Raw genomic sequence first — 20,276 nt, forward strand, 5'->3', positions numbered from 1 at the left:
CGCCTATTTCACTTCCATTTGCGAGAATTTCTCACGCATTTGCGGACGTAGCCATTCTGCCAATTCTTGATTTGGCATCTGATCAATCAACTCGTTAATAAAGCCAAAGTTCAACATTACTTGAGCTTTAGCACGACTAATGCCACGAGATTGCATGTAATACAGGGCTTTCTTATCGATTTCAGCTACCGTTGCACCATGAGCACAACGTACGTCATCAGCATAAATTTCAAGCTCTGGCTTGGTATTAATCTCTGCTTTATTAGACATCAAAAGGTTACGGTTATTCAGTTCAGCTAATGTCTTTTGTGCATCACGATGAATATGAATACGACCATTAAAAACCGCTTTTGCCTGATCCGCTGCGATAATACGAATATTTTCTTCTGTCGTACCATGCGGCACAGCGTGTTCAACCGTTGCATGTAAATCGAACAACTCTTTACCGTCTAATAAGTAAAAAGCATTCATCTTAGCGAAAGCATTTTCGCCAGCATGCACCATATCCACATCAACACGAGATAAATCACTACCAAAGCCAACTAAGGTGCTATTTAAGTCGGCACGTTCAGCTAGTTGGAAATGACTACCACCTAAGCTCACAGCCTTACCCGTTTGCAAAGCAAAACGATAATGTTCAAGACGAGCATCAGCACCAATTTCGTATTCAACGAAACCTGTATTTAGGCTTTCTTCATTACCTTGATAATGTTCACTGACTGTCAACTTCGCATGCTCACCCAACACAACCAAAACACGAGTATGTGCTTGTGCAGCTAAACCGAGTATTGAAGTCAAGCGTATAGCCGGCGCTACGCTCACATTGTCAGCCACTTCAATAACAAGTACGTCTTGCACTAGAGCATCATTCAACAAACCAAAAACATGGCGTTCAGGCTTAATACTAGAAAACTTAGCGAGTATTTCAGCTTGTTTGCTTGCATCCGCTTGGCTTGCCAATTGAATAGACAAACCTTCAGGCAGTGTCAGTGCAGCTAGATCAGTCACAAACTGGCCATTTTCAAACACTAAATCTAGGCATTCAAAACCTTGTATTTGAGTCAGTGTTGAAGCTGACGTAAAAGCCGCTGGCGCTTCTTTGCTAAACTTTTCAACTGGACGCAAAGAGGTGTATTTCCATGCTTCCGTTTTACGTGTTGGCCAGCGTATATCAGCCAAGGCGCTTAGCGCCAAATCACGTTTAGGGGAAAGCCAATCACTCACACCTTGTGCTTGAGTGATGGCTTGATTTAGCCATTCACTCATGCGTTTTGTCCTTCTTCATCACTTGGCTGTAACCAAGCATAACCTTGTGCTTCTAACTCAAGAGCAAGAGACGCATCACCACTTTTCACTATCTTACCGTCAGCAAGAACATGGACGAAGTCAGGTTTAATATAATCAAGTAGGCGTTGATAGTGGGTAACAACAACAAAGCTGCGATCACTAGAACGCTGGCTATTTACCCCTTCAGCAACCACTTGAAGTGCATCAATATCAAGACCAGAGTCAGTTTCATCAAGGATACAAACCTTAGGCTGCAACAAAAGCATTTGCATGATTTCATTACGTTTTTTCTCACCACCAGAGAAACCTTCGTTAACGCCACGCTTTAAGAAAGCAAGCGGTAGGTTAACTTGTTTACAAGCTGCTTTAGCCAATTTTAGGAAGTCAGCAGAAGAAACAGCCTCTTCACCACGTGCTTCACGTTGAGCGTCAACAGATGCTTTTAAGAACTCTAGGTTACTTACACCTGGAATCTCAACTGGGTATTGGAAAGCTAAGAAAAGGCCAGCACGTGCTCTCTCTTCTGCTTCAAGATCAAGAATATCAACCCCATCAAGAACGGCACGGCCCTGTTCTACCGAATAACCTTCACGGCCTGAAAGGACATAACCCATGGTACTTTTACCCGCACCATTTGGACCCATGATCGCATGTACTTCACCAGGCTTAACCTCTAGGTTTAGGCCTTTAAGGATATTCTTCTCTTCGACACTGGCATGTAAGTCTTTTATGGTTAAAAGGCTGCTTGTATCTTTAGTATTTGTATTCGACATGTACGTGTGTCCTCAACCTACAGAGCCTTCAAGGCTAATTTCTAGCAACTTGCCAGCTTCGACGGCAAATTCCATTGGTAATTCTTTAAAGACTTCCTTACAGAAGCCATTCACTATCATAGAGACTGCTTTCTCTGGATCTAAGCCACGTTGTTGGCATAAGAACATTTGGTCATCGCTCACCTTAGAGGTTGTCGCTTCATGCTCAACAATGGCAGAAGGGTTACGACTTTCAACATAAGGGAAAGTGTGCGCACCACATTGATCCCCAATTAGCAGGGAGTCACATTGGGTAAAGTTACGTGCGCCATCAGCACCTGGGTTCATACGAACCAAGCCACGGTAGCTGTTGTTACTACGACCAGCAGAGATACCCTTAGAGATGATGGTCGACTTGGTATTTTTACCTAAGTGAATCATCTTGGTACCAGTATCAGCTTGTTGTGCGCCACGGGTAAGTGCTACTGAGTAAAACTCACCAACACTATTATCACCTTTCAACACACAACTTGGATATTTCCAAGTAACCGCTGAACCTGTTTCAACCTGTGTCCAAGAAATTTTGGCATTGGTATGACATATGCCACGTTTGGTCACAAAGTTATAAATGCCGCCTTTACCGTTCTCATCACCTGGATACCAGTTTTGAACAGTTGAGTATTTAATCTCAGCATCATCAAGAGCAACAAGTTCAACGACCGCTGCGTGCAATTGGTTTTCATCACGTTGAGGCGCTGTACAGCCTTCAAGGTAACTTACATGACTGCCTTCATCAGCAATAATCAAGGTACGTTCAAATTGACCAGTATTTTGCTCATTGATTCGGAAGTAAGTTGACAATTCCATCGGGCAACGCGTGCCTTTAGGAATATAAACAAATGAACCATCGGTAAATACTGCACAGTTTAGTGCCGCATAATAGTTATCTTTGGTCGGTACCACACTGCCTAGGTACTTTTTAACTAGCTCAGGGTGGTTTTGAATCGCTTCAGAAATAGGGCAGAAAATAACCCCTGCTTCAGACAGTTTTTCACGGAAAGTTGTCACAACTGACACAGAGTCAAATACAGCGTCAACCGCAACACCCGCAAGCATTTGCTGCTCAATCAGAGGAATACCTAATTTTTCATAGGTGCGAATCAGTTCTGGATCAACTTCATCAAGCGACTTAGGTTTATCCTTCATGCTTTTTGGTGCAGAAAAATAGGAAATGGCTTGAAAATCAATTTTTTCGTAATCCACATGAGCCCAATCCGGCTCTTCCATTTCTTGCCATACTTTGAATGCCTTCAAACGCGCTTCTAGCATCCATTCTGGCTCATTTTTCATGGTCGATATACGACGAATGACATTCTCATCCAAGCCGGGCTCAAAAGTATCTGACTCCACATCAGATACAAATCCAGCTTCGTATTCGCGCTCAAGCGCCTTATCAATCTGATCTGTCATATCTAATAACACTCACTTAAACTAGATTGCGAAGTGCTTAGCAAAGACATTAAGCCAATAACCCTGCCGCTATTGGCTTAACACCCAAATTATGCACCTTTTTGAATTAGACTTAATTCAAAAGTTCCGCATTAATTTTACTGCTCTGGTCAATCTCACCAGTATGCACTAACTGTTCGTTTTCTTGTCTTTGCGCGACCAGTCTCACATCTTTACGTGACACTAATTGCGCCAAACTAATTTGACTTAAGAAGTCATGAATTTGATCACTAAGATCACACCACAAATGGTGAGTCAGGCAAGTTGTGCCTGATTGGCAATCATTTTTACCTTTACACCCGGTCGCATCCACAGATTCGTTTACGGCATCCACAATCTGAGCTACAAAGATCTGATCATTAGCACGGCTCAATCTGTAGCCACCGCCCGGTCCACGCACACTTGACACCAAAGTTTGTTTGCGAAGTTTGGCAAACAACTGCTCCAAATATGACAAAGAAATACCTTGACGTTGGGAGATATCAGCCAAGGAAACTGGGCCATTATCCGAGTGTAAAGCGAGGTCCAACATAGCAGTTACAGCGTAACGACCTTTAGTTGTCAGGCGCATATATTTTCTCGCTTCAAAAGTGCTGAATTTAAAAGCTAAGTATAGAACCAAAACCAAGTAAAATAGTCAAGTATTTAACCCAGTACTTTAGTAGGTTATTTAACCGATAAAAATGTGCGACGTATTCTACGCTTAGTCACATAAAAACTAAACCCATCTGACCTAGATCAGGCTAGGCAAACACAAAATACAAAATAAATTCATGAATAGGGCTCTTTTTATGAATTATATTTTTATCTTTTGACATATTAGACTGATTACATGATCGAATAAAAACAACACTAATCCTTAGCGAGATACTTCATGTCACAATGTCCTTACCAAGCCTCACACGTTGATCTAAGTGATGAAGGCGTTCACTGGGATCAAGATATTAGTTACGGCCAATACCTTGATCTTGATGCCGTACTTAAATGCCAAAGCCCGCGTTCAGACAAGCATGATGAAATGCTTTTTATCGTCATTCATCAGGTATCTGAACTCTGGATGAAGCTCTGCCTACATGAAGCTCATGGTGCAGCAAAAAGCATTTTAGCAGGCCAACTAAGCCCTGCTTTTAAAATGCTAACCCGAGTTGCCCGTATTCAAGAGCAATTAATCAAGGCGTGGGAAGTGCTTGTCACTATGACGCCAGCAGACTATGCCAGTTTTCGAGATGATCTTGGCCAAAGCTCAGGTTTTCAATCTTACCAATACCGCGAACTTGAATTCCTTCTAGGCAACAAGAATCAAGACATGATCAATGCTCATAAAAATAACCCTGAGCAGTTTGATTACCTTAATAGCGTGCTTCGCCAACCTAGCCTTTACGATGTGTGTTTGAAACTACTGGCTAGCCGTGGCTTTGATATTCCAAGTGAAATTATAGAGCGCGACTGGTCTTTGCCTTATCAACACAATGATAAAGTAGAAGCTGCATGGGCAAGCATATATCAGGACACCCTGACACATTGGGACCTATACGAACTAGCGGAAAAATTAGTAGACCTTGAGTTCAACTTCCAGCGCTGGCGCTTCAATCATATGAAAACCGTTGAACGCATCATAGGCTATAAAAAAGGCACAGGTGGTACTGGTGGCGTAAGTTATTTGAGCAAAGCCTTAGACCTTAAGTTCTTCCCTGAGCTTTGGTCTGTCAGAACGGAGATCTAACATGTCTACTGCCAATCTAAATAAGCAAGACTCATCGGCTCTTATCGATATTAGTCAGACATTACGCGCAGGTATTCCTGTGTGGCCTGGTGATACTCAATATCAAAGTGAAACTATTTGGCACATAGATGAGCAATGCCCAGTCAATGTATCTTGGCTGCATTGCTCAACTCATACAGGTACCCATGCTGATGCTCCTTATCATTATGACCAAGATGGAAAAGTAATGGCTCAGGTAGCGTTAGATGCTTATATCGGAGAGTGTCAGGTTATAGACCTAACCCAACTTGATACCAAGGGCCAAGGTATCGAGGGAAAAAGCATCAGACTCGACGATTGCCAAGCCCTTATCAACACCCAAACAGATGCGATAAAACGGGTTTTATTTAAAACCTATCAAAACTTCCCTGTGAATGAATGGGACGAGAACTTCGTTAGCATCAGCCAAGAGGTGATCAATTGGTTAGGCCAAGCTGGGTGCATTTTAGTTGGCATAGATAGCCCTTCCCTAGACCCACAAAATTCAAAAAACTTAGCGGCCCATAACGCCATTAAAGAGCAAGGCATGGCCATTTTAGAAGGCCTAGTCTTAGATCAAGTAGCAGCAGGAAAATATGAGCTCATAGCCTTGCCCTTAAAACTTGCCGACTTAGACGCCTCTCCAGTTCGAGCTATTTTACGCCCTTTAGCGCCTTAACAGGATTACTCACATGACTCAATCAACAACAGCTTCACCAGAATTGATAGTCAATCAAACTGACTTTCATGATTTAGACAAACAAGACCCTCTCGCCCACTTAAGGGAGGAGTTTGAGTTAGACCAAGACTTAATCTACCTAAATGGCAACTCTTTGGGCGTATTACCCAAAGCAGCCAAAGCACGCATGACAGAGGTAATAGAAAAAGAATGGGGACAAGGGCTCATAAGAAGCTGGAACACCCATAATTGGATCAACCTTCCTCAGCGCATAGGGACAAAGCTTGCAGGTATTATTGGCGCCCAAGATAAAGAAGTTATCGTGGCTGATTCAACCTCGGTGAACTTATTCAAGTTAGCCGCTGCAGCGGTTAAGTTACGTCCAAATCGCACTAAAATCGTCACAGAGCCAGGCAATTTCCCAACAGATTTATACATATTAAATGGTGTTAAAAACTTCATAGGGCAAGAGATTGAGATAGTTACCGTGCCAAGCCAAGAAGTGATGCAACATATAGATGAAGATACCGCATTAGTGTGTCTAACCCATGTGCACTATAAGTCAGGCATCATGCTAAATATGAAAGAGATTACTGCTGCGGCCCATGCTAAAGGCGCTCTAATGATGTGGGACTTAAGCCATAGTACAGGTGCCGTTCCCCTCGCATTAAACGAAGCTAATGCTGACCTTGCTGTCGGCTGCGGTTATAAGTACCTAAATGGTGGCCCTGGTGCCCCAGCATTTTTATATGTAGCAGAAAAACATTTACCAGTCCTAAAGCAGCCTTTATCAGGTTGGTTTGGCCACGCCAATGCCTTTGCCATGAGCGATGATTTTGAAGCAGCGCCAGGGATAGAAAAAACACTTTGTGGCACAACACCGGTATTAGGCGCATCTGCTTTAGAAGTAGGTGTCGACATCATGGCTAAAGTTGACCCTCAACAATTAAGAGATAAGTCTCTCGCCTTAACTGAGTATTTTATGCGCCTAATGGAACCGCTTTGTAAGACTTATGGTTTTGAGCTTGTGACACCAAAGGAGCAAAGTATAAGAGGCAGTCAAGTGTCATACACTCACCCAGAAGGCTACGCGATCATGCAAGCTTTGATTGCCCAAAACATCATTGGCGACTTTAGAGCACCTAATATTTTGCGCTTTGGTTTCGCTCCGCTTTATGTGCGCTTTATCGATCTGTGGCATACAGTAGAAGCATTAGAAAAAATCATGCAAAACAGCAGCTGGGACCAAGCGCAATTTAGAGCGAAGAACAAGGTTACTTAATCTTAAGCCATAAGCTTAAGTGAAATAAAAGCGGCTATTTAGGTAAATACTTAAACCAGATAGCTAATATGGATAACAAGTTAACAGCCTACGAGGCAATTTATAACGAGGATAACACTATGGTCACAGGTATTATTTTAATTAATGTAGAAAGATCTAAAACGAACGAAGTGGCGAAGTCTTTAGCTGAAGTTAAAGGTATTACCGAGGTTTTTTCTGTGGGTGGTCGCTTCGACCTTGTTGCTCTTTGTCGCGTTAACAATAATGAGCAGCTCGCGGATCTCGTCAATGTCGCTATGGCAAATGACCTTCGCATCAGCAAAACTGAAACCCTTATCTCTTTCCAAACCTTCTCTAAACATGACCTAGATACCATGTTTTCAATTGGTAACTAACTAGTTCGCCAGCCTTTCTCTTCTTTGAAAATTGCAATAATCAAATGAGAGAAAGGCTTACTCAATTTAGCTAAAGATACAAATTAAAGAGTCAGCCAGCTGCTGACAGGAAGACCCCTCTTTTTCATCCTTACGCGAGAAGGCATACCAGTCTATATAAAAGCCTTCTGGGCCTATAGATTTATACTTTAAATTTGAGTTTTCTAGATAAGGTTGCAAAGTCCATTTAGGTAAAATACTGATCCCCTTACCCGCCTTAATAAAGGCAATAATATTATCGGTTCTACCAACACGTACCACTTGTTTAGGAAAGGTATTATTTGGGCTAAATACTTGTTCGTACTCCCTGTGATATTCGGGCGTCGTCGTATCTGTGATATAGACTTGATCATTAAAGTCTTCCACTTCGATCAAGGCTTTATGGGCAAACTCATGGTCTGGCAAAAATACCACTACCAACTCATCTCGTAAAAGAAAAAGGCTTTTAAAGCCCGCCTGCGCTTTAGCACCAGACATGATACAGACATCTAAACGCCCATTTCTAAGACAATATAAAGCATCTGGGTGAGGATCACTTACCAGCTCAACTTCAGCTTGAGGGACTTTGTCATTAAAATTCTGATAAAGATCAGGCAACCAATGACTCCCTACCCTATGATCAACCCCTAATCTAAGTGTTTGCTCTATACCAGCTGAATACTTGGCAATATCAAATTCAGCCAACTCCACTTCATTTAAAATAATGTTAGCCGAATGCAACAAACGCTCACCGGCACTCGTTGGGGCCAGCTTTTTATTACGTCGAATAAATAGTGGTGCGCTCAGAAGACGCTCAGCCTCTCGAATTCTATGGCTCAAAGCTGATTGGGTTATCCCCAAGATTGCAGCAGCATCAGAAACATTGCCTGTTTGTGTAATCATTTGCACCATCTGCAAATGTCTCATTCCTATTCGAGGCATTTAATAAGGCTCATCAAAGTCTAATAAGCCAACTATTTTAAGCCTTTAAAAGGCGAATGTAATGACTTTTAATCAAACACTTCATCTCCTTAGTAGAAAAGAAAGATATTTGATACACATCAGAGAAAGTCAGAATCTATGAGAGAAAGTTAACGCAAACTCACCTGAGTTCAACTAAGACTCATTTTTTTCAATAGAATACGGCAGAACAAATGAGTCAATCCTTTGAAACCTGCATGTAAGGGCTAAAAATATGAAATCCACCTTACTTCTGTTAGCCTGTAAAAATGAATTGACTAGTTTATAAACAAACCTAAACACAGATGAATGCCTTCAAAAGGCCAATACAAAGGGTTTAAAACAACTAACTTCATAAAGGATCTAGTATGGCTGCTAAAGAAAACCTTGATATCGATGAGAAGAAATCAGCACCAAAGGGTGACTTTTTCGAAGTACACAAAAAGCTCTTTGTCGGCATATTAGTCTTTTTTGCCCTGTGTATATCCGTCATCATTTCAGTCACCTTAAGTCTTCTACTCACTCCTAAGCCCGCCTCAACGTTAGAGCTAGAAGCTCGTTTAGGCGAGCTTGTTGAAAGTGTGCAATCAATGGAAAACAGCATTGCAGAACAAAACCTAAAACTTGATCAAAACGTTGCTAGGTATGAAGTATTACAAACCCATTTAAGGCATACCAGTTCAACAACCCTTAAGAACATATTGATAGATCAAGAGAAAAACTTCCAAAGCTTTTTACATGTTCTCAGAGCAGGTATGCGAGACCTATCTGTAGAAGTGCCGAATGGGGCAGATTGGTACGATGACTACGGCGACCAAATGCAAAAAGCACTTAAGCGCAGTCAACAAAGACAAGAGCTTTTAAGTTTACTCAAAACAGGCGCAGTGCCAGAAGAAAGCACAGAGGCAATAGCAAGCCCTGAAGCAACACCTTAACCAAGTTTCTATTTTATGATCATTAAATCTTGCACTCATAAGGTTTAATGATCAAAAAGCTTACTTCATGAAATAAGACTTTCTAGCGTCCATTCGTTCCACCTCCGCTCACAATCCTAGCTTTTAGCCTTAACCTTCACTTGTGCCTAATCACGTGCTTGCTTACCCCCTTTTCCTTTTGTCTTAATTGGTCAAGAGAAACTACTAAATTAACACTATTTGTCTGTCCCCCCTCCCCTGAAAAACACATAAAATTACACTAAGAGAAATAAAAAACGATAAAAACCCATCAGAAAGCGCCCTCAACTCATCAAAAGTAATACTCTCCATGCTAATTTAGAAAACAATCAATAAAACAATATTAATTAAAATAAAAACAATAACTTATATAAATTAATCCACTTATAAAATTGACTAAAATGTTTAGTAAGAAGCAATTTCACCACTTAAAAAGTGCAACATTTTCAAAATCTCTACAAAAAATGCACTTTTTACGGCTACAATATATTTACAAAAACTAACTAGAGGATTACATATGGCCGCACTTGACTCATCTAGCCGACTTCTAGACATTGATATAGATGCAAAAGAAGAAAAGAAATCTGCAAAAGCAAATCCAAACCTAGTACGTAATCTTATTTATGGACTCATTGGCTTTTTCTTAGTCTGTTTAATTGTGACTATTTCAGTAAGCTTAAGCCTGCTTTTAGCAAAGGACCCTGAGAATCTAGCGACTAAATCTAGTGTTGAATCTCTCTCCCAACATCTGGTTGCAATTGAAGAGCAGCTAGAAGTAAGTGCAAACCATACTGAAAAGTTCAAGCAGGACTTCGAGTTGCTCCAGGTTCACTTAAGGCACTCAAGCGCCAAAGCACTAAAGCACTAAAGAATATCTTGATTGATCAAGAAAAGAATATTCAGAAAATGTTAACTATTTTGAATGCGAGTATGCGTGAGTTAGCTGTTGAAATTCCTGAAGGTGAAGATTGGTATCAAAATTATGGTGCTAAGCTAAGTCAGGTACAAAGACTCAGTATGCAAAGAGAAGAGCTACTAAGGCTTTTAAAAACAGGTGAAGTTGAGGCAACAAGCAACTAATATTTAGGCAAACAGAAAAAACTAGAGCCTGATTCTCTCGTTTTTTCTAAAAAAGAATTGAGAAAATGTACAACTCCACATTGAGTAACAAAACGTAAAAATCAAACTTATAAGAATTTCGAAGATTTTCACCTCAATACGCTTTCATTTTAACGATAAATAAGCATTTTTTTGAAAGCTACCTAATGTTAGCACCACTTAAAATAAGGTTTTTTTCTTTATAAAGAATGCACAATTTCCTCTTAACATACGTTTCATTACATATGCATTAAGACGGAGTCTAAAATGAACAAACCAAATAAACTCGGCTTCTTGGAAGTAGAAGTACAAGAAGAAGGGTTTCCTGAAAACAGCTTGTCCCAATTTATCAACGCGAATAAGGTATTCTGCTTTAGCTTATTCTTATTCCTGTGCTTTTTGATCTCGACCTTGGTTTCAATTGCCATTTCACTTTTGGTGACACCAGCACCGGCGCCCTCTACGAAAGCGGTTATGCTGTTATCCAATAGTTTGAATGAAATCAAATCCGAGCAAACTCAATTAATACAAAACTATCAGGAGTTTAAGCAGGAGCAACTTCTAGTTAAACAAGAGCTCAATAGCGACAATGTCACAGCTCTAAAACATATTCTTATGGATCAAGAGCAAAACTTTCAGTTGTTCCTACAGTCTTTAAAACAAGGTATGCAGTCATTATCAGGCGACTTACCTAACGGAGATAAATGGTATCAGGACTATAGTGAGCAAATTAACCTGGCAGAAAAACATAGCTTTAGGCGCCATACATTACTAAGCATGATTCAAACTGATACTTACCAGCAGGATTAATTTAACAAACTCTTCTTTTGTTCTTAGCATATGTGATTAAGTGAAAAGGCATATTTAATTTTGAGCCTTTAAAACAAAAAAACCGAGCAAATTAGCTCGGTTTTTTTACCTATTAGCGAGATTAAATCTCTAAGGCTAAGCGAGTACCTTGATTAATCGCGCGTTTTGCATCCAGTTCAGACGCCACATCAGCACCACCAATAAGATGATAAGTTTTATCTAAACCATCGACGAGTTCACGACATGGCTCTTGTCCTGCACAGATAATCACATTATCAACATCTAACAAGGTGTCTTCACCTTTTACAGATAAATGTAAGCCTTGGTCATCTATTTTATGGTATTCACAGCTAGCTAGCATGTTTACCCCTTTTTTCACCAAGCCAGCACGATGGATCCAACCAGTTGTTTTTCCTAATTGAGCGCCAACTTTAGTCTTCTTACGTTGAAGCAAATAGATTTCTCGTGGTGATTCATGTTCCACTGGTGTCATATTTTCAATGCCACCACGGGCCTGCATTGTCATATCCACGCCCCATTGTTTCATAAACTCAGGCACATTCTGACTAGTCGACTCACCTGCATGAGATAAGACTTCACCAATATCAAAACCGATACCACCCGCACCTATAATAGCAACCTTATTACCCACATCAGCACCATGCATGACATCTAGATAATTTAGCACCTTAGCGTGTTCAATTCCTTCAATCTCAGGCAGCCTTGGTGTAATACCAGTTGCTAGTACCACTTCGTCAAACTCATCTGAGTTTAAATCAGCAGCACTTACTTTCGTATTTAACCTTAACTCAACACCTGTTAACTCAACCTGTTTCTTGAAGTACCTTAAGGTTTCATAAAACTCTTCTTTACCAGGAATACGCTTAGCCACATTAAACTGTCCACCAATCTGATCAGTAGCATCAATCAATACCACCTTATGGCCACGTTTTGCAGCAGTGGTAGCAAACCCTAATCCCGCAGGACCAGCACCTACAACCGCAATTGTTTTCGCTTTATCTGTTGGCGTCAGAATCATTTCTGTCTCATGACAAGCTCTAGGGTTAACTAGGCAAGATGTCAGCTTATTCTGAAAAATATGATCAAGGCAGGCTTGGTTACAACCAATACAGGTATTAATTTCATCAGCACGATTCTCATCAGCCTTTACCACAAACTCAGGGTCAGCTAAGAATGGACGCGCCATAGACACCATGTCAGCATCACCACGAGATAAAACCTCTTCTGCCACATCAGGCATATTAATACGGTTAGAGGTAATTAGTGGTACAGACAGCTCTTTACGTACTTTTGCCGTTACCCAAGTAAAAGCGGCTCTTGGCACTTTAGTCGCGATAGTCGGGACACGCGCTTCATGCCAACCAATGCCAGTATTAATAATAGTTACACCGGCTTTTTCAATCTCTTTACCTAGTTGAACGATTTCTTCGAAGGAGCTACCACCTTCAACCAAATCCAACATAGAAAGACGATAAATAATAATAAAGTTCTCGCCTACTTTTTCACGCACACGACGTACAACTTCAATAGGGAAACGAATACGTTGTTCATATTCACCACCCCATTCATCATCACGGCTATTGGTGCGTGCCGCAATAAACTGGTTAATCAAATAACCTTCAGAACCCATGATTTCAACACCATCATAGCCAGCTTCTTTCGCTAAAGCGGAACAACGAACAAAGTCTTCAATCTGTTCATCTATACCTTCTTCGCTTAACTCTTTTGGTGGAAATGGATTAATTGGCGCTTGAATAGGAGATGGCGCAACCGATTTAGGGTTGTAAGCATAACGACCTGTATGCAAGATTTGCATACAAATTTTACCGCCTTCAGCATGTACTGCTTCTGTGATCATTTGATGATTCGCCACATCTTTATCTGTCGCCATCAATGCTGCCCCCATGTGTACCGCCCCTTCCTGATTAGGGCCAATACCCCCTGTCACAATCAAGGCAACGCCACCTTTGGCACGTTCAGCGTAAAACGCAGCCATACGTTCAAAACCACCTTTCTTTTCTTCCAATCCAAGGTGCATAGATCCCATAAGTACACGGTTTTTCAGCTGAGTAAAACCAAGGTCTAGGGGTTCAAATAAATGCGGATATTGAGCATGTTTTTCTGCGTTAACATTCATAATGACTGGTCTCTTTTATTCAAAAAATCTTTTTATTAGAGAGTAATGTGGTTTGCCCACCACATCTGGACACTGTCAAGATAAAGTTAAATTTTGACAGTGTCAAGATTGGTTGTTAAATTGCCCCTACCAACATTGGAATAACTCATATGACCAAAAAGCCTTATCACCATGGGGACCTAGGTGAAACCCTGCTATTAGCAGCTACAGAAATATTGAGAGAAACTGGCGTCGAAGGTCTGTCGATGAGAAAGCTAGCGGATAAAGTCGGCGTATCACGCACCGCACCTTATCACCACTTTAAAGACAAGAATGCCCTTTTGTGTGCGATAGCAGAAGCAGGCTTTAAACAACAGTGGCAATCAGTTGAAGCTATTATAGAAAGCCATAACAAAGAGGCAAAACAAGACAGCTTTGAGAAGTATGTACTAACTTACATCGAATTTGCTGACCAACACCCAGAAACCTACGATCTTATGTTTGGTAGAGATATATGGAAGTCTGGTACACCAACAGAGCCCTTACTAGAAATATCCAAAGCCAGTTTTCGACAATGGTTAAATTGGGTAGAAGAGCTACAAGCACAAGGTATTTTAACGGATGTAAGTAGCGCTTTAAGAGTCGGCCAAACCACTTGGGCAACGCTTCACGGCTTATGCAGGTTATTAATAGATGGCATCTATATCAACCGTGATGATCTAGACGACATGGCAAAGCAAACCATCAAAATCATCCTCAATAAGCAAAACTAAGTTACCACGACTTTTTTAAGGTAAAAAAAAGCCGCGATCAATCGCGGCTAACTGGGAGATAAAAGGGGTAAAAGGAGAGAGCTTACGCACTGGCTAAATTGTTCTTTCGTTCTGCTCTACCCATCAGCACAATCGGAATAATGATAAATAGTGCGCCTAGGCCTAACCATAAATCGGGTGTTTCATTAAAAACTAACCAACCCACTAATACAGCAAAAAGAAGCCCTGTATATTCAGCACTGGCAACCTTACTTGCCGCCACATAACGATAAGCCAACATAACAGCGACACTGTAACCAATCGAACAAACCGCAGAGCCTATGGCATAACCCACCATGTCCATATTCCAAGCGGCGCCTTCCCAAATACAAAGAGCAAAACTGAAAGGCAAAGCAAATAGCTGAGTTAATAACAAACCATGTAACAAGGTTTGACCCTGAGGCAGCTTTCTAATCAATAAACTATTAATCGCCAATACAAAAGAGAAGGCCAAGGCACTTAGGATGCCCCAATCAAACTCACTCGGTCTTAAAATAATTAAGATACCAGCAAAGCCACCTGTTACTGCGAGTACTATCATGCTAGTTAAACGCTCTTTCATAATCAGAGTCGACAGCACAACTATCATGATTGGCGCGGTGTAAAAAATCGCGTTCGCAGTTGCCAAAGGCAAGACTTGTAAAGAGATAATAAGAAGCAAAGATGACAGAATCCAAAGATTGCCTCTTAATAAATGCAACTTAGCCCCTCTTAATGGTGCTTTCCAATCAACAAATCGAAAGAAAGGAATCAGGATTAAAAAGGTAAAAACCGCACGAATAAAGATAAACTGGAACACAGGAATATCCTGTCCAGCCGCCTTAATAAACGCATCACAGAAGGTCGCGACAAGGTTGCCCATAATTAAAAGCAATACTGCGCTCGTTACTGTTTTTCCTGTCATTTCTACCTCTAAAACAAACTACAAAAAATTAATACTCAGTAAATAATGAAAAGTGAACCTTTACCGATTTCGTGCAGTTTAGTGAGCACTAAGTATTATGTACAATGACATTTATTAAGTTAGTATTAGTTTTTTAGATAATAAATTTTATTGAGCCAAAATGTCCTTACCTCCCCTAAAATCACTGCCTGTATTTGAAGCCGTTGCTCGCCTAAATAGCTTTTCCAAAGCCGCAGAAGAGCTAAATGTCAGTCAAAGCGCAATAAGCCACCAAATTAGACTTTTAGAGGACTATTTAGGGGAAGCACTTTTTATCAGGCAAGGTCGACAACTTAGCTTAAGCAGTGAAGGTAAACATTATTTAGATAATGTCAGCGCCTCCCTTTCTCAAATAGAAAGAGCCAGCAACCATCTAAAGGGTTTACAGAATAGCCATTTGCGTATTGCGGTTTATAGCTCTTTCGCCGTTTATTGGCTTATCCCTAGATTGACCGACTTACAAAAGCGCTATCCACACACAGAAGTCTCTATTGAGATGCTAAACGCAGATCCCGAATTATCAGATCGAGTGGGCGATTGCTTTATTACGATTGAAAATAACAAACGTGGCTTCACCTTTGAACATCTCTACAGCGAACGCTTATTCCCTGTGTGTAGTCCTGAGTTTTATGCACAGATACAAGCTGAGCTTATCAAGGTCACTGAGGATGATCTGGAAACACACTTAATCAAGCACCCTGAATGGATCACTCAGTTTCCTCTGATTACCACACACAGTATTTTTAATAAGTATGCTGAAGATTGGCGCCTCTGGTTTGCCGCTATCAATAAGAAGTTACCGGGAGAAGTGAAGTTTCATAACTTTAGCCATCTATTATTAGGAAAAGAAGCCGCCCTTCACCATTATGGCATTGCGCTCATTAACGACTATATGATTAACGAAGATGACAGTATTCCTTCTTTAGTTCGCTTGCCCTGTCATCATGTTAATTCTAATTGTGATTTTTACTTTTCTTATAAAAATAGCCGCCGTCATGAACCTGAAATCCGCGCTATTCGCAGCTGGATCAAAACTCAAAGCCAACAGCTAGGTAAGCCATAAGAAAGAGTGAAACAGAGTAGAACTTCTCCCTATGCTAGCCCAAACCAAATTTGAGCCAGCCACATAGTTAACGGCAAGGTAACCACGCTTAATCCTGTTTGCACATTAATAAATACAGACATAATAGGTGCGTTACCGCCAAGCTGTTTCGCTAGGGCATAACCAGAAGTAGCAGTAGGCACAGCGCCAAACAAAATAGCAACACAAGCAGCCAATGGATCGAGCTCTAGATAAGTACAAGCTAGGGCAATACAGAAAGGGAAAACTAATAATCGAGCTAAAGATGACCAAATTAATAAGCTGCCAGCATCTTTAAAGGCCTGCATTCTTAAGCTGGCACCTACGGCGAGTAACACCAGAGGCAAGGTGGCTCTTGCTAAAATCCCCGTAATATCCGTTAGCAAAAATACCTTTTCAATGCCTAAAAGGTTAACACTAATACCTGCCATGATTGCCAAAATTAATGGGTTCTTAAAAAGCTCTTTCACTAATAAGCTAGGCAAAGACTTAGCTGGTTTTGAGGCATCTTGTTGGCCATGTAAGCTCACCATGCTAATAACTAAAAAGACATTAATCGTCGGAATCAAAATCGCCGCCCCTAAGGTCGCCAGTATCAGCCCTTCTTCTCCATAAAGCGCACTCGCCACTGCAAGTGAAATAAAGGTATTAAACCTTACGCCGGCTTGTAGCACTGAGGTACCTGTTGGTTTATCCACTTTAGAAAAGTAGCAGACAACCAACACAAAAAGAGACACGCTAACTAAAGCAAAGGCAAGAACGCTGGCATAACTAGGCAATACTGGGCTAGATAGGTCTACTCTAGAGGTTTGATAAAACAACATGGCTGGGAACATTACCCAGTAGACAAGTTTATCTACACCAGTCCAAAAACCTTCAACCGGAAAACGTTTTCGCTGTAACAGAGCACCAAATAGTAAAAGCATGAAAATAGGCAAAACTGTCAGGGAAAGCGTTAACACTTAAATCTCCTTTTAGGGGTTAATCCGTACAAGTCGCGCATTAGAAAATATGATAAAAATAGCAGATATCTGTTATAAATGTGGTTAATTTGCATCAACTGGTCGTCATAGTGTTTAATTCTGAACTTTTCCAAAACACTATATTTAACGAAAACAGGCAAGTCATGAATCTCATTTTTCGCATGTTAAGGGTACTCATTGGTAGCTATTTTAAACCAAAGCTGACACCTGATAACCTATCTAGCCATTTATCTATGCGAGTATTGCCTAATGATTTAGATCTGAATATGCACATGAACAATGGCCGTTATCTTACCATCTGTGATCTATCAAGAGTCGATATTTTTATTCGCAGTGGCTTAGCAAAGGCCATGCTAAAACAGAAATGGCAACCTGTCATAGCCGAACATACTATGATCTATAAAAAGCCTCTTAATTTATTTCAACGATACTATGTGAAAGCAGAAGTCACTCACTGGGACGAGAAATATTTCTACCTTGTACATACCTTCGAACGCAAAGGACGCATCATAGCTCAAGGTACATCGAAGGGCTGCGTGGTTAGTAAAGCAGGCGTGATCTCACCAGAATTGGCTATAGCGAACGTGTCTTCACGTCTTAAAGTGAAATCCTAATGATTTCTGGCAGGCATAAAAAAGCTGGCACTAAAAAATCCAGTGCCAGCGGGGGAAGGGTTAATTGTCTAAGGAACCTGTGATAAACGAGAAAAGTAGCATTAGGTCTAGGGCTTGGCTTTATCGAAGAAAACCTCTGCCACCATGCAGCGTGCACTGCCTCCGCCAACGGCTTCGATAGTATCAATATCATTCACCAATAATTGGCCATATTGCTCTAACTGCTGCTTTTGCGCTTGGGTAAATCCATTAAAAGCACTTTTCGACATGATAATAAAAGCATCTTGATCTGCATTTTTCACATGTAAAATGTTGCCACAAAAATGCTTTTCCATTTGCTCTTTGCTAATTTCAATAACCTCATTAGCAAGTGATAGGCTTGCTTTAACCTCTGCGTACTCTTTTTCGTCCACAAAGCAGTCTGCGCAAATTACAGCGAACCCTTCACCGACACTCATCATCACATTCGTGTGATAAATAGATTTGCCATTATCACTAGCAGTATCAAATAAATAGCTTGCTTGATAACCTTTTTGCTCAGCAAAACGCTTGAATTGCGCTTCATGGCAACGCTCAGATTGGCTTGCGTATAAGACACTATTTTTATGATCTATCACCAAGGCACCAGTGCCTTCTAGTATCTCAAGCTTTTCATCCATGTCAGCCAATTGCTCAACAGGCCCAACTTGGTAGCCTTCTCTCTTTAACAAATCAGTTAAGTCATCGATACGTCTTTCTTGGCGGCGATTTTCAGCAAACATAGGGTAAATAGTTAAGGTGCCATCTTGACTGGTAGAGAACCAATTATTTGGAAACACAGCATCAGGTGTAACATAATCAGTGTCGGCTTTTTCTAGTACCAACACATCAATACCGGCCGCTTTTATACGCTTAACCATGCGCTCAAACTCAACAAGAGCTTGCTCAGTCACCTTGGCACTATCATCAAGCTTTTTTTGGAATTCATTATCCAAAGCAGTTTCTTCATTAAAACCAAAATCAACTGGCCTTACCATAACCACAGCTTGCGCCAATTGAACGGCTTTACCTGTATTTTGATTAAGCTTTATCTCTTTCATTAAACTCATGCTGCTTGCCTCGCACTTAATGCCACAATTCGTACACTGTCACCCGCTGCCACTTTTAAAGCATCGGCACTTGCTTGATCTAACCTAATTACACCTGCGCTCTGAGCTTTTGAAATAGATGTATTTATCAAGGTGCAGCGATAATCTTTAATACCTAAGTTAGAAATCAAGCAAGGATAAGCCTCTTCTTCTGGACTAGCATCGCCTATCTCAACCGAGACTGTCCTGCTATTTGAAATCGCTCGAATATGACGGATATTGGCCTCAATTGTGGGACCACCATCAAAAATATCCACATAACCTAGATTCTCAAACCCTTCCCCTTCAAGCATACGAAGCGCTGGTAAGGTATTGTCATGCACCTTGCCAATCACCGCTCTCGCTTTGTCATTAAGTAGGTTGATATAGATAGGTAGCTTAGGCATAAGCTCAGCAATAAAGGCTTTATTCCCTAACCCTGAAAGGTAGTCAGCTTTAGCAAAAGGCATGGCAAAAAAGTGAGTACCTAGACCATCCCAGAAAGGAGAATTGCCTTCTGCATCGCTCACACCACGCATCTCAGCGATAACACGCTCGTTGAAGCGTGCTGGAGCATTCGCCATGAACATGAAACGGCACTTAGACAATAAACTGCCATTTTTACTGTGACGAAAATCCTTATCCAAGAACAAAGTACATAGTTCAGAGCAACCAGTGTGATCATTACTTAGAGTCAAAGTATTGCTCTTCTCATACACACCTAATGTCGGTGAAGCATGAACAAGGGTACCTAGGTGATAGTTATACCAAGGTGTTTGTAGCCCCAACGCGGACTCAATACCACACACACCTGCAATGTCACCTGTGCTTGTTTCTTCTAAGACAAATAAATAACTTTGATTCTCTTCACTTTCAGGAGAAGAAGAAAAAGCCGCTTCTGCATCAGCAATACGGGCTTTTAACAAATCTAAGTTTGCAGGTAGAGAAGTAAAACCAACACCGGCATTTTCTGCCATGCGTTTAAGTGCATTTAAATCTTTCTCTACAATAGGGCGTATGATCATCATTCGATTGAGCTCACAAAAAATAGGTTTGATGTATTAATTAAGGCTCATCATAAGAGGCAATTCAAATAACACAAAACTCAATTTGTTA

The 20,276-nt window shown here is 40.9% G+C and carries 21 protein-coding genes; 11 read left to right on the plus strand and 10 right to left on the minus strand.

The genetic code is table 11. The features are described from left to right. Nucleotides 1-3: 3 nt before the first annotated feature. The 4 genes from sufD to iscR all read right to left on the minus strand — a co-directional run bounded on the left by sufD (nt 4) and on the right by iscR (nt 4,119). Nucleotides 4-1,266: a Fe-S cluster assembly protein SufD gene (sufD, locus tag TW85_RS12740; protein WP_046017513.1), complete on the minus strand. Its 1,263-nt coding sequence runs from the start codon at nt 1,264-1,266 to the stop codon at nt 4-6. After that, nucleotides 1,263-2,060: a Fe-S cluster assembly ATPase SufC gene (gene sufC / locus TW85_RS12745; RefSeq protein WP_046017514.1), complete on the minus strand. Its 798-nt coding sequence runs from the start codon at nt 2,058-2,060 to the stop codon at nt 1,263-1,265. The genes sufD and sufC overlap by 4 nt, the downstream gene beginning before the upstream one ends. A gap of 12 nt (nt 2,061-2,072) precedes the next feature. Then, the gene (sufB, locus tag TW85_RS12750; protein ID WP_009832352.1) at nt 2,073-3,509 is read right to left on the minus strand and encodes a Fe-S cluster assembly protein SufB; all 1,437 of its coding nucleotides are present in this window, start codon (nt 3,507-3,509) and stop codon (nt 2,073-2,075) included. Between the two features lie 112 nt (nt 3,510-3,621). Beyond that, complete coding sequence (gene iscR, locus TW85_RS12755) at nt 3,622-4,119, minus strand: Fe-S cluster assembly transcriptional regulator IscR (protein WP_046017515.1); 498 nt, start codon at nt 4,117-4,119, stop codon at nt 3,622-3,624. A gap of 303 nt (nt 4,120-4,422) precedes the next feature. Between iscR and kynA the strand changes: the two genes are divergently transcribed. From kynA to TW85_RS12775, 4 genes are all read left to right on the plus strand, one after another. After that, nucleotides 4,423-5,271 carry a tryptophan 2,3-dioxygenase gene (kynA, locus tag TW85_RS12760; protein ID WP_046017516.1) on the plus strand — a complete coding sequence of 283 codons (849 nt, stop codon included), beginning with the start codon at nt 4,423-4,425 and terminating at the stop codon, nt 5,269-5,271. 1 nt (nt 5,272) lies between these two features. Then, nucleotides 5,273-5,968, plus strand: a complete 696-nt coding sequence (gene kynB, locus TW85_RS12765; protein ID WP_046017517.1) for an arylformamidase — start codon at nt 5,273-5,275, stop codon at nt 5,966-5,968. Nucleotides 5,969-5,981: 13 nt separating this feature from the next. Beyond that, nucleotides 5,982-7,250 carry a kynureninase gene (gene kynU, locus TW85_RS12770; RefSeq protein ID WP_046017518.1) on the plus strand — a complete coding sequence of 423 codons (1,269 nt, stop codon included), beginning with the start codon at nt 5,982-5,984 and terminating at the stop codon, nt 7,248-7,250. A gap of 68 nt (nt 7,251-7,318) precedes the next feature. Then, nucleotides 7,319-7,645, plus strand: coding sequence for an Lrp/AsnC ligand binding domain-containing protein (locus tag TW85_RS12775; protein WP_238326211.1), 327 nt, complete (start codon nt 7,319-7,321; stop codon nt 7,643-7,645). A 66-nt stretch (nt 7,646-7,711) separates the two neighbouring features. Here the strand turns inward: TW85_RS12775 and TW85_RS12780 are convergent, their stop codons facing one another. Next, entirely contained in the window at nt 7,712-8,605 is an 894-nt protein-coding gene (locus tag TW85_RS12780) for a LysR family transcriptional regulator (RefSeq protein ID WP_084616287.1), read from the minus strand. Nucleotides 8,606-8,991: 386 nt separating this feature from the next. Between TW85_RS12780 and TW85_RS25485 the strand changes: the two genes are divergently transcribed. From TW85_RS25485 to TW85_RS12800, 4 genes are all read left to right on the plus strand, one after another. Further along, complete coding sequence (locus TW85_RS25485; RefSeq protein ID WP_052702146.1) at nt 8,992-9,558, plus strand: hypothetical protein; 567 nt, start codon at nt 8,992-8,994, stop codon at nt 9,556-9,558. A gap of 535 nt (nt 9,559-10,093) precedes the next feature. Then, nucleotides 10,094-10,444 carry a hypothetical protein gene (locus TW85_RS12790; protein WP_046017520.1) on the plus strand — a complete coding sequence of 117 codons (351 nt, stop codon included), beginning with the start codon at nt 10,094-10,096 and terminating at the stop codon, nt 10,442-10,444. A gap of 38 nt (nt 10,445-10,482) precedes the next feature. Then, complete coding sequence (locus TW85_RS12795) at nt 10,483-10,656, plus strand: hypothetical protein (RefSeq protein ID WP_157196944.1); 174 nt, start codon at nt 10,483-10,485, stop codon at nt 10,654-10,656. Between the two features lie 285 nt (nt 10,657-10,941). Then, nucleotides 10,942-11,484 carry a hypothetical protein gene (locus tag TW85_RS12800; protein WP_046017522.1) on the plus strand — a complete coding sequence of 181 codons (543 nt, stop codon included), beginning with the start codon at nt 10,942-10,944 and terminating at the stop codon, nt 11,482-11,484. A 121-nt stretch (nt 11,485-11,605) separates the two neighbouring features. Here TW85_RS12800 and TW85_RS12805 read toward each other — a convergent pair whose 3' ends face one another. After that, complete coding sequence (locus TW85_RS12805; protein ID WP_046017523.1) at nt 11,606-13,642, minus strand: NADPH-dependent 2,4-dienoyl-CoA reductase; 2,037 nt, start codon at nt 13,640-13,642, stop codon at nt 11,606-11,608. Between the two features lie 149 nt (nt 13,643-13,791). On the opposite strand from TW85_RS12805, the gene TW85_RS12810 reads away from it, so the two are divergent. Beyond that, a complete protein-coding gene (locus tag TW85_RS12810) occupies nt 13,792-14,394 on the plus strand; it encodes a TetR/AcrR family transcriptional regulator (protein WP_046017524.1) in 603 nt (200 codons plus the stop codon). 82 nt (nt 14,395-14,476) lie between these two features. On the opposite strand, the gene TW85_RS12815 is transcribed toward TW85_RS12810, so the two are convergent. Further along, nucleotides 14,477-15,337: a DMT family transporter gene (locus tag TW85_RS12815; protein ID WP_046017525.1), complete on the minus strand. Its 861-nt coding sequence runs from the start codon at nt 15,335-15,337 to the stop codon at nt 14,477-14,479. Nucleotides 15,338-15,497: 160 nt separating this feature from the next. On the opposite strand from TW85_RS12815, the gene TW85_RS12820 reads away from it, so the two are divergent. Next, nucleotides 15,498-16,439: a LysR family transcriptional regulator gene (locus tag TW85_RS12820; RefSeq protein WP_046017526.1), complete on the plus strand. Its 942-nt coding sequence runs from the start codon at nt 15,498-15,500 to the stop codon at nt 16,437-16,439. Between the two features lie 29 nt (nt 16,440-16,468). On the opposite strand, the gene TW85_RS12825 is transcribed toward TW85_RS12820, so the two are convergent. Then, on the minus strand, nt 16,469-17,419 hold the full coding sequence (locus tag TW85_RS12825; RefSeq protein WP_238326212.1) for an AEC family transporter: 951 nt from the start codon (nt 17,417-17,419) through the stop codon (nt 16,469-16,471). 164 nt (nt 17,420-17,583) lie between these two features. Here TW85_RS12825 and TW85_RS12830 point away from each other — a divergent pair, with 164 nt between their 5' ends. Further along, nucleotides 17,584-18,054 carry an acyl-CoA thioesterase gene (locus TW85_RS12830; protein WP_084616289.1) on the plus strand — a complete coding sequence of 157 codons (471 nt, stop codon included), beginning with the start codon at nt 17,584-17,586 and terminating at the stop codon, nt 18,052-18,054. A gap of 107 nt (nt 18,055-18,161) precedes the next feature. Here TW85_RS12830 and TW85_RS12835 read toward each other — a convergent pair whose 3' ends face one another. Then, nucleotides 18,162-19,142, minus strand: a complete 981-nt coding sequence (locus TW85_RS12835) for an arginine deiminase-related protein (protein WP_052702147.1) — start codon at nt 19,140-19,142, stop codon at nt 18,162-18,164. After that, nucleotides 19,139-20,188 (minus strand): arginine N-succinyltransferase, encoded by a 1,050-nt coding sequence (astA, locus tag TW85_RS12840; protein WP_046017527.1) that lies wholly within the window; start codon nt 20,186-20,188, stop codon nt 19,139-19,141. Before astA ends, TW85_RS12835 begins: the two co-directional genes overlap by 4 nt. Between the last annotated feature and the right edge of the window lie 88 nt (nt 20,189-20,276).

Source organism: Marinomonas sp. S3726 (genome assembly GCF_000967665.1).
In the GTDB taxonomy this organism is placed as follows: Bacteria; Pseudomonadota; Gammaproteobacteria; order Pseudomonadales; family Marinomonadaceae; genus Marinomonas.

What these genes read in the sequence shown, in the direction of transcription:
- TW85_RS12830 (WP_084616289.1), top strand. Translation starts at nt 17,584, where the DNA reads ATGAATCTCATTTTTCGCATGTTAAGGGTACTCATTGGTAGCTATTTT.
- TW85_RS12810 (WP_046017524.1), top strand. Translation starts at nt 13,792, where the DNA reads ATGACCAAAAAGCCTTATCACCATGGGGACCTAGGTGAAACCCTGCTA.
- TW85_RS12780 (WP_084616287.1), bottom strand. Translation starts at nt 8,605, where the DNA reads ATGCCTCGAATAGGAATGAGACATTTGCAGATGGTGCAAATGATTACA.
- kynA (WP_046017516.1), top strand. Translation starts at nt 4,423, where the DNA reads ATGTCACAATGTCCTTACCAAGCCTCACACGTTGATCTAAGTGATGAA.
- kynU (WP_046017518.1), top strand. Translation starts at nt 5,982, where the DNA reads ATGACTCAATCAACAACAGCTTCACCAGAATTGATAGTCAATCAAACT.
- TW85_RS12790 (WP_046017520.1), top strand. Translation starts at nt 10,094, where the DNA reads ATGGCCGCACTTGACTCATCTAGCCGACTTCTAGACATTGATATAGAT.
- astA (WP_046017527.1), bottom strand. Translation starts at nt 20,188, where the DNA reads ATGATGATCATACGCCCTATTGTAGAGAAAGATTTAAATGCACTTAAA.
- TW85_RS12820 (WP_046017526.1), top strand. Translation starts at nt 15,498, where the DNA reads ATGTCCTTACCTCCCCTAAAATCACTGCCTGTATTTGAAGCCGTTGCT.
- TW85_RS12835 (WP_052702147.1), bottom strand. Translation starts at nt 19,142, where the DNA reads ATGAGTTTAATGAAAGAGATAAAGCTTAATCAAAATACAGGTAAAGCC.
- TW85_RS12800 (WP_046017522.1), top strand. Translation starts at nt 10,942, where the DNA reads ATGAACAAACCAAATAAACTCGGCTTCTTGGAAGTAGAAGTACAAGAA.
- TW85_RS25485 (WP_052702146.1), top strand. Translation starts at nt 8,992, where the DNA reads ATGGCTGCTAAAGAAAACCTTGATATCGATGAGAAGAAATCAGCACCA.
- sufD (WP_046017513.1), bottom strand. Translation starts at nt 1,266, where the DNA reads ATGAGTGAATGGCTAAATCAAGCCATCACTCAAGCACAAGGTGTGAGT.
- TW85_RS12805 (WP_046017523.1), bottom strand. Translation starts at nt 13,642, where the DNA reads ATGAATGTTAACGCAGAAAAACATGCTCAATATCCGCATTTATTTGAA.
- TW85_RS12775 (WP_238326211.1), top strand. Translation starts at nt 7,319, where the DNA reads ATGGATAACAAGTTAACAGCCTACGAGGCAATTTATAACGAGGATAAC.
- iscR (WP_046017515.1), bottom strand. Translation starts at nt 4,119, where the DNA reads ATGCGCCTGACAACTAAAGGTCGTTACGCTGTAACTGCTATGTTGGAC.
- TW85_RS12815 (WP_046017525.1), bottom strand. Translation starts at nt 15,337, where the DNA reads ATGACAGGAAAAACAGTAACGAGCGCAGTATTGCTTTTAATTATGGGC.
- TW85_RS12795 (WP_157196944.1), top strand. Translation starts at nt 10,483, where the DNA reads ATGTTAACTATTTTGAATGCGAGTATGCGTGAGTTAGCTGTTGAAATT.
- sufC (WP_046017514.1), bottom strand. Translation starts at nt 2,060, where the DNA reads ATGTCGAATACAAATACTAAAGATACAAGCAGCCTTTTAACCATAAAA.
- sufB (WP_009832352.1), bottom strand. Translation starts at nt 3,509, where the DNA reads ATGACAGATCAGATTGATAAGGCGCTTGAGCGCGAATACGAAGCTGGA.
- kynB (WP_046017517.1), top strand. Translation starts at nt 5,273, where the DNA reads ATGTCTACTGCCAATCTAAATAAGCAAGACTCATCGGCTCTTATCGAT.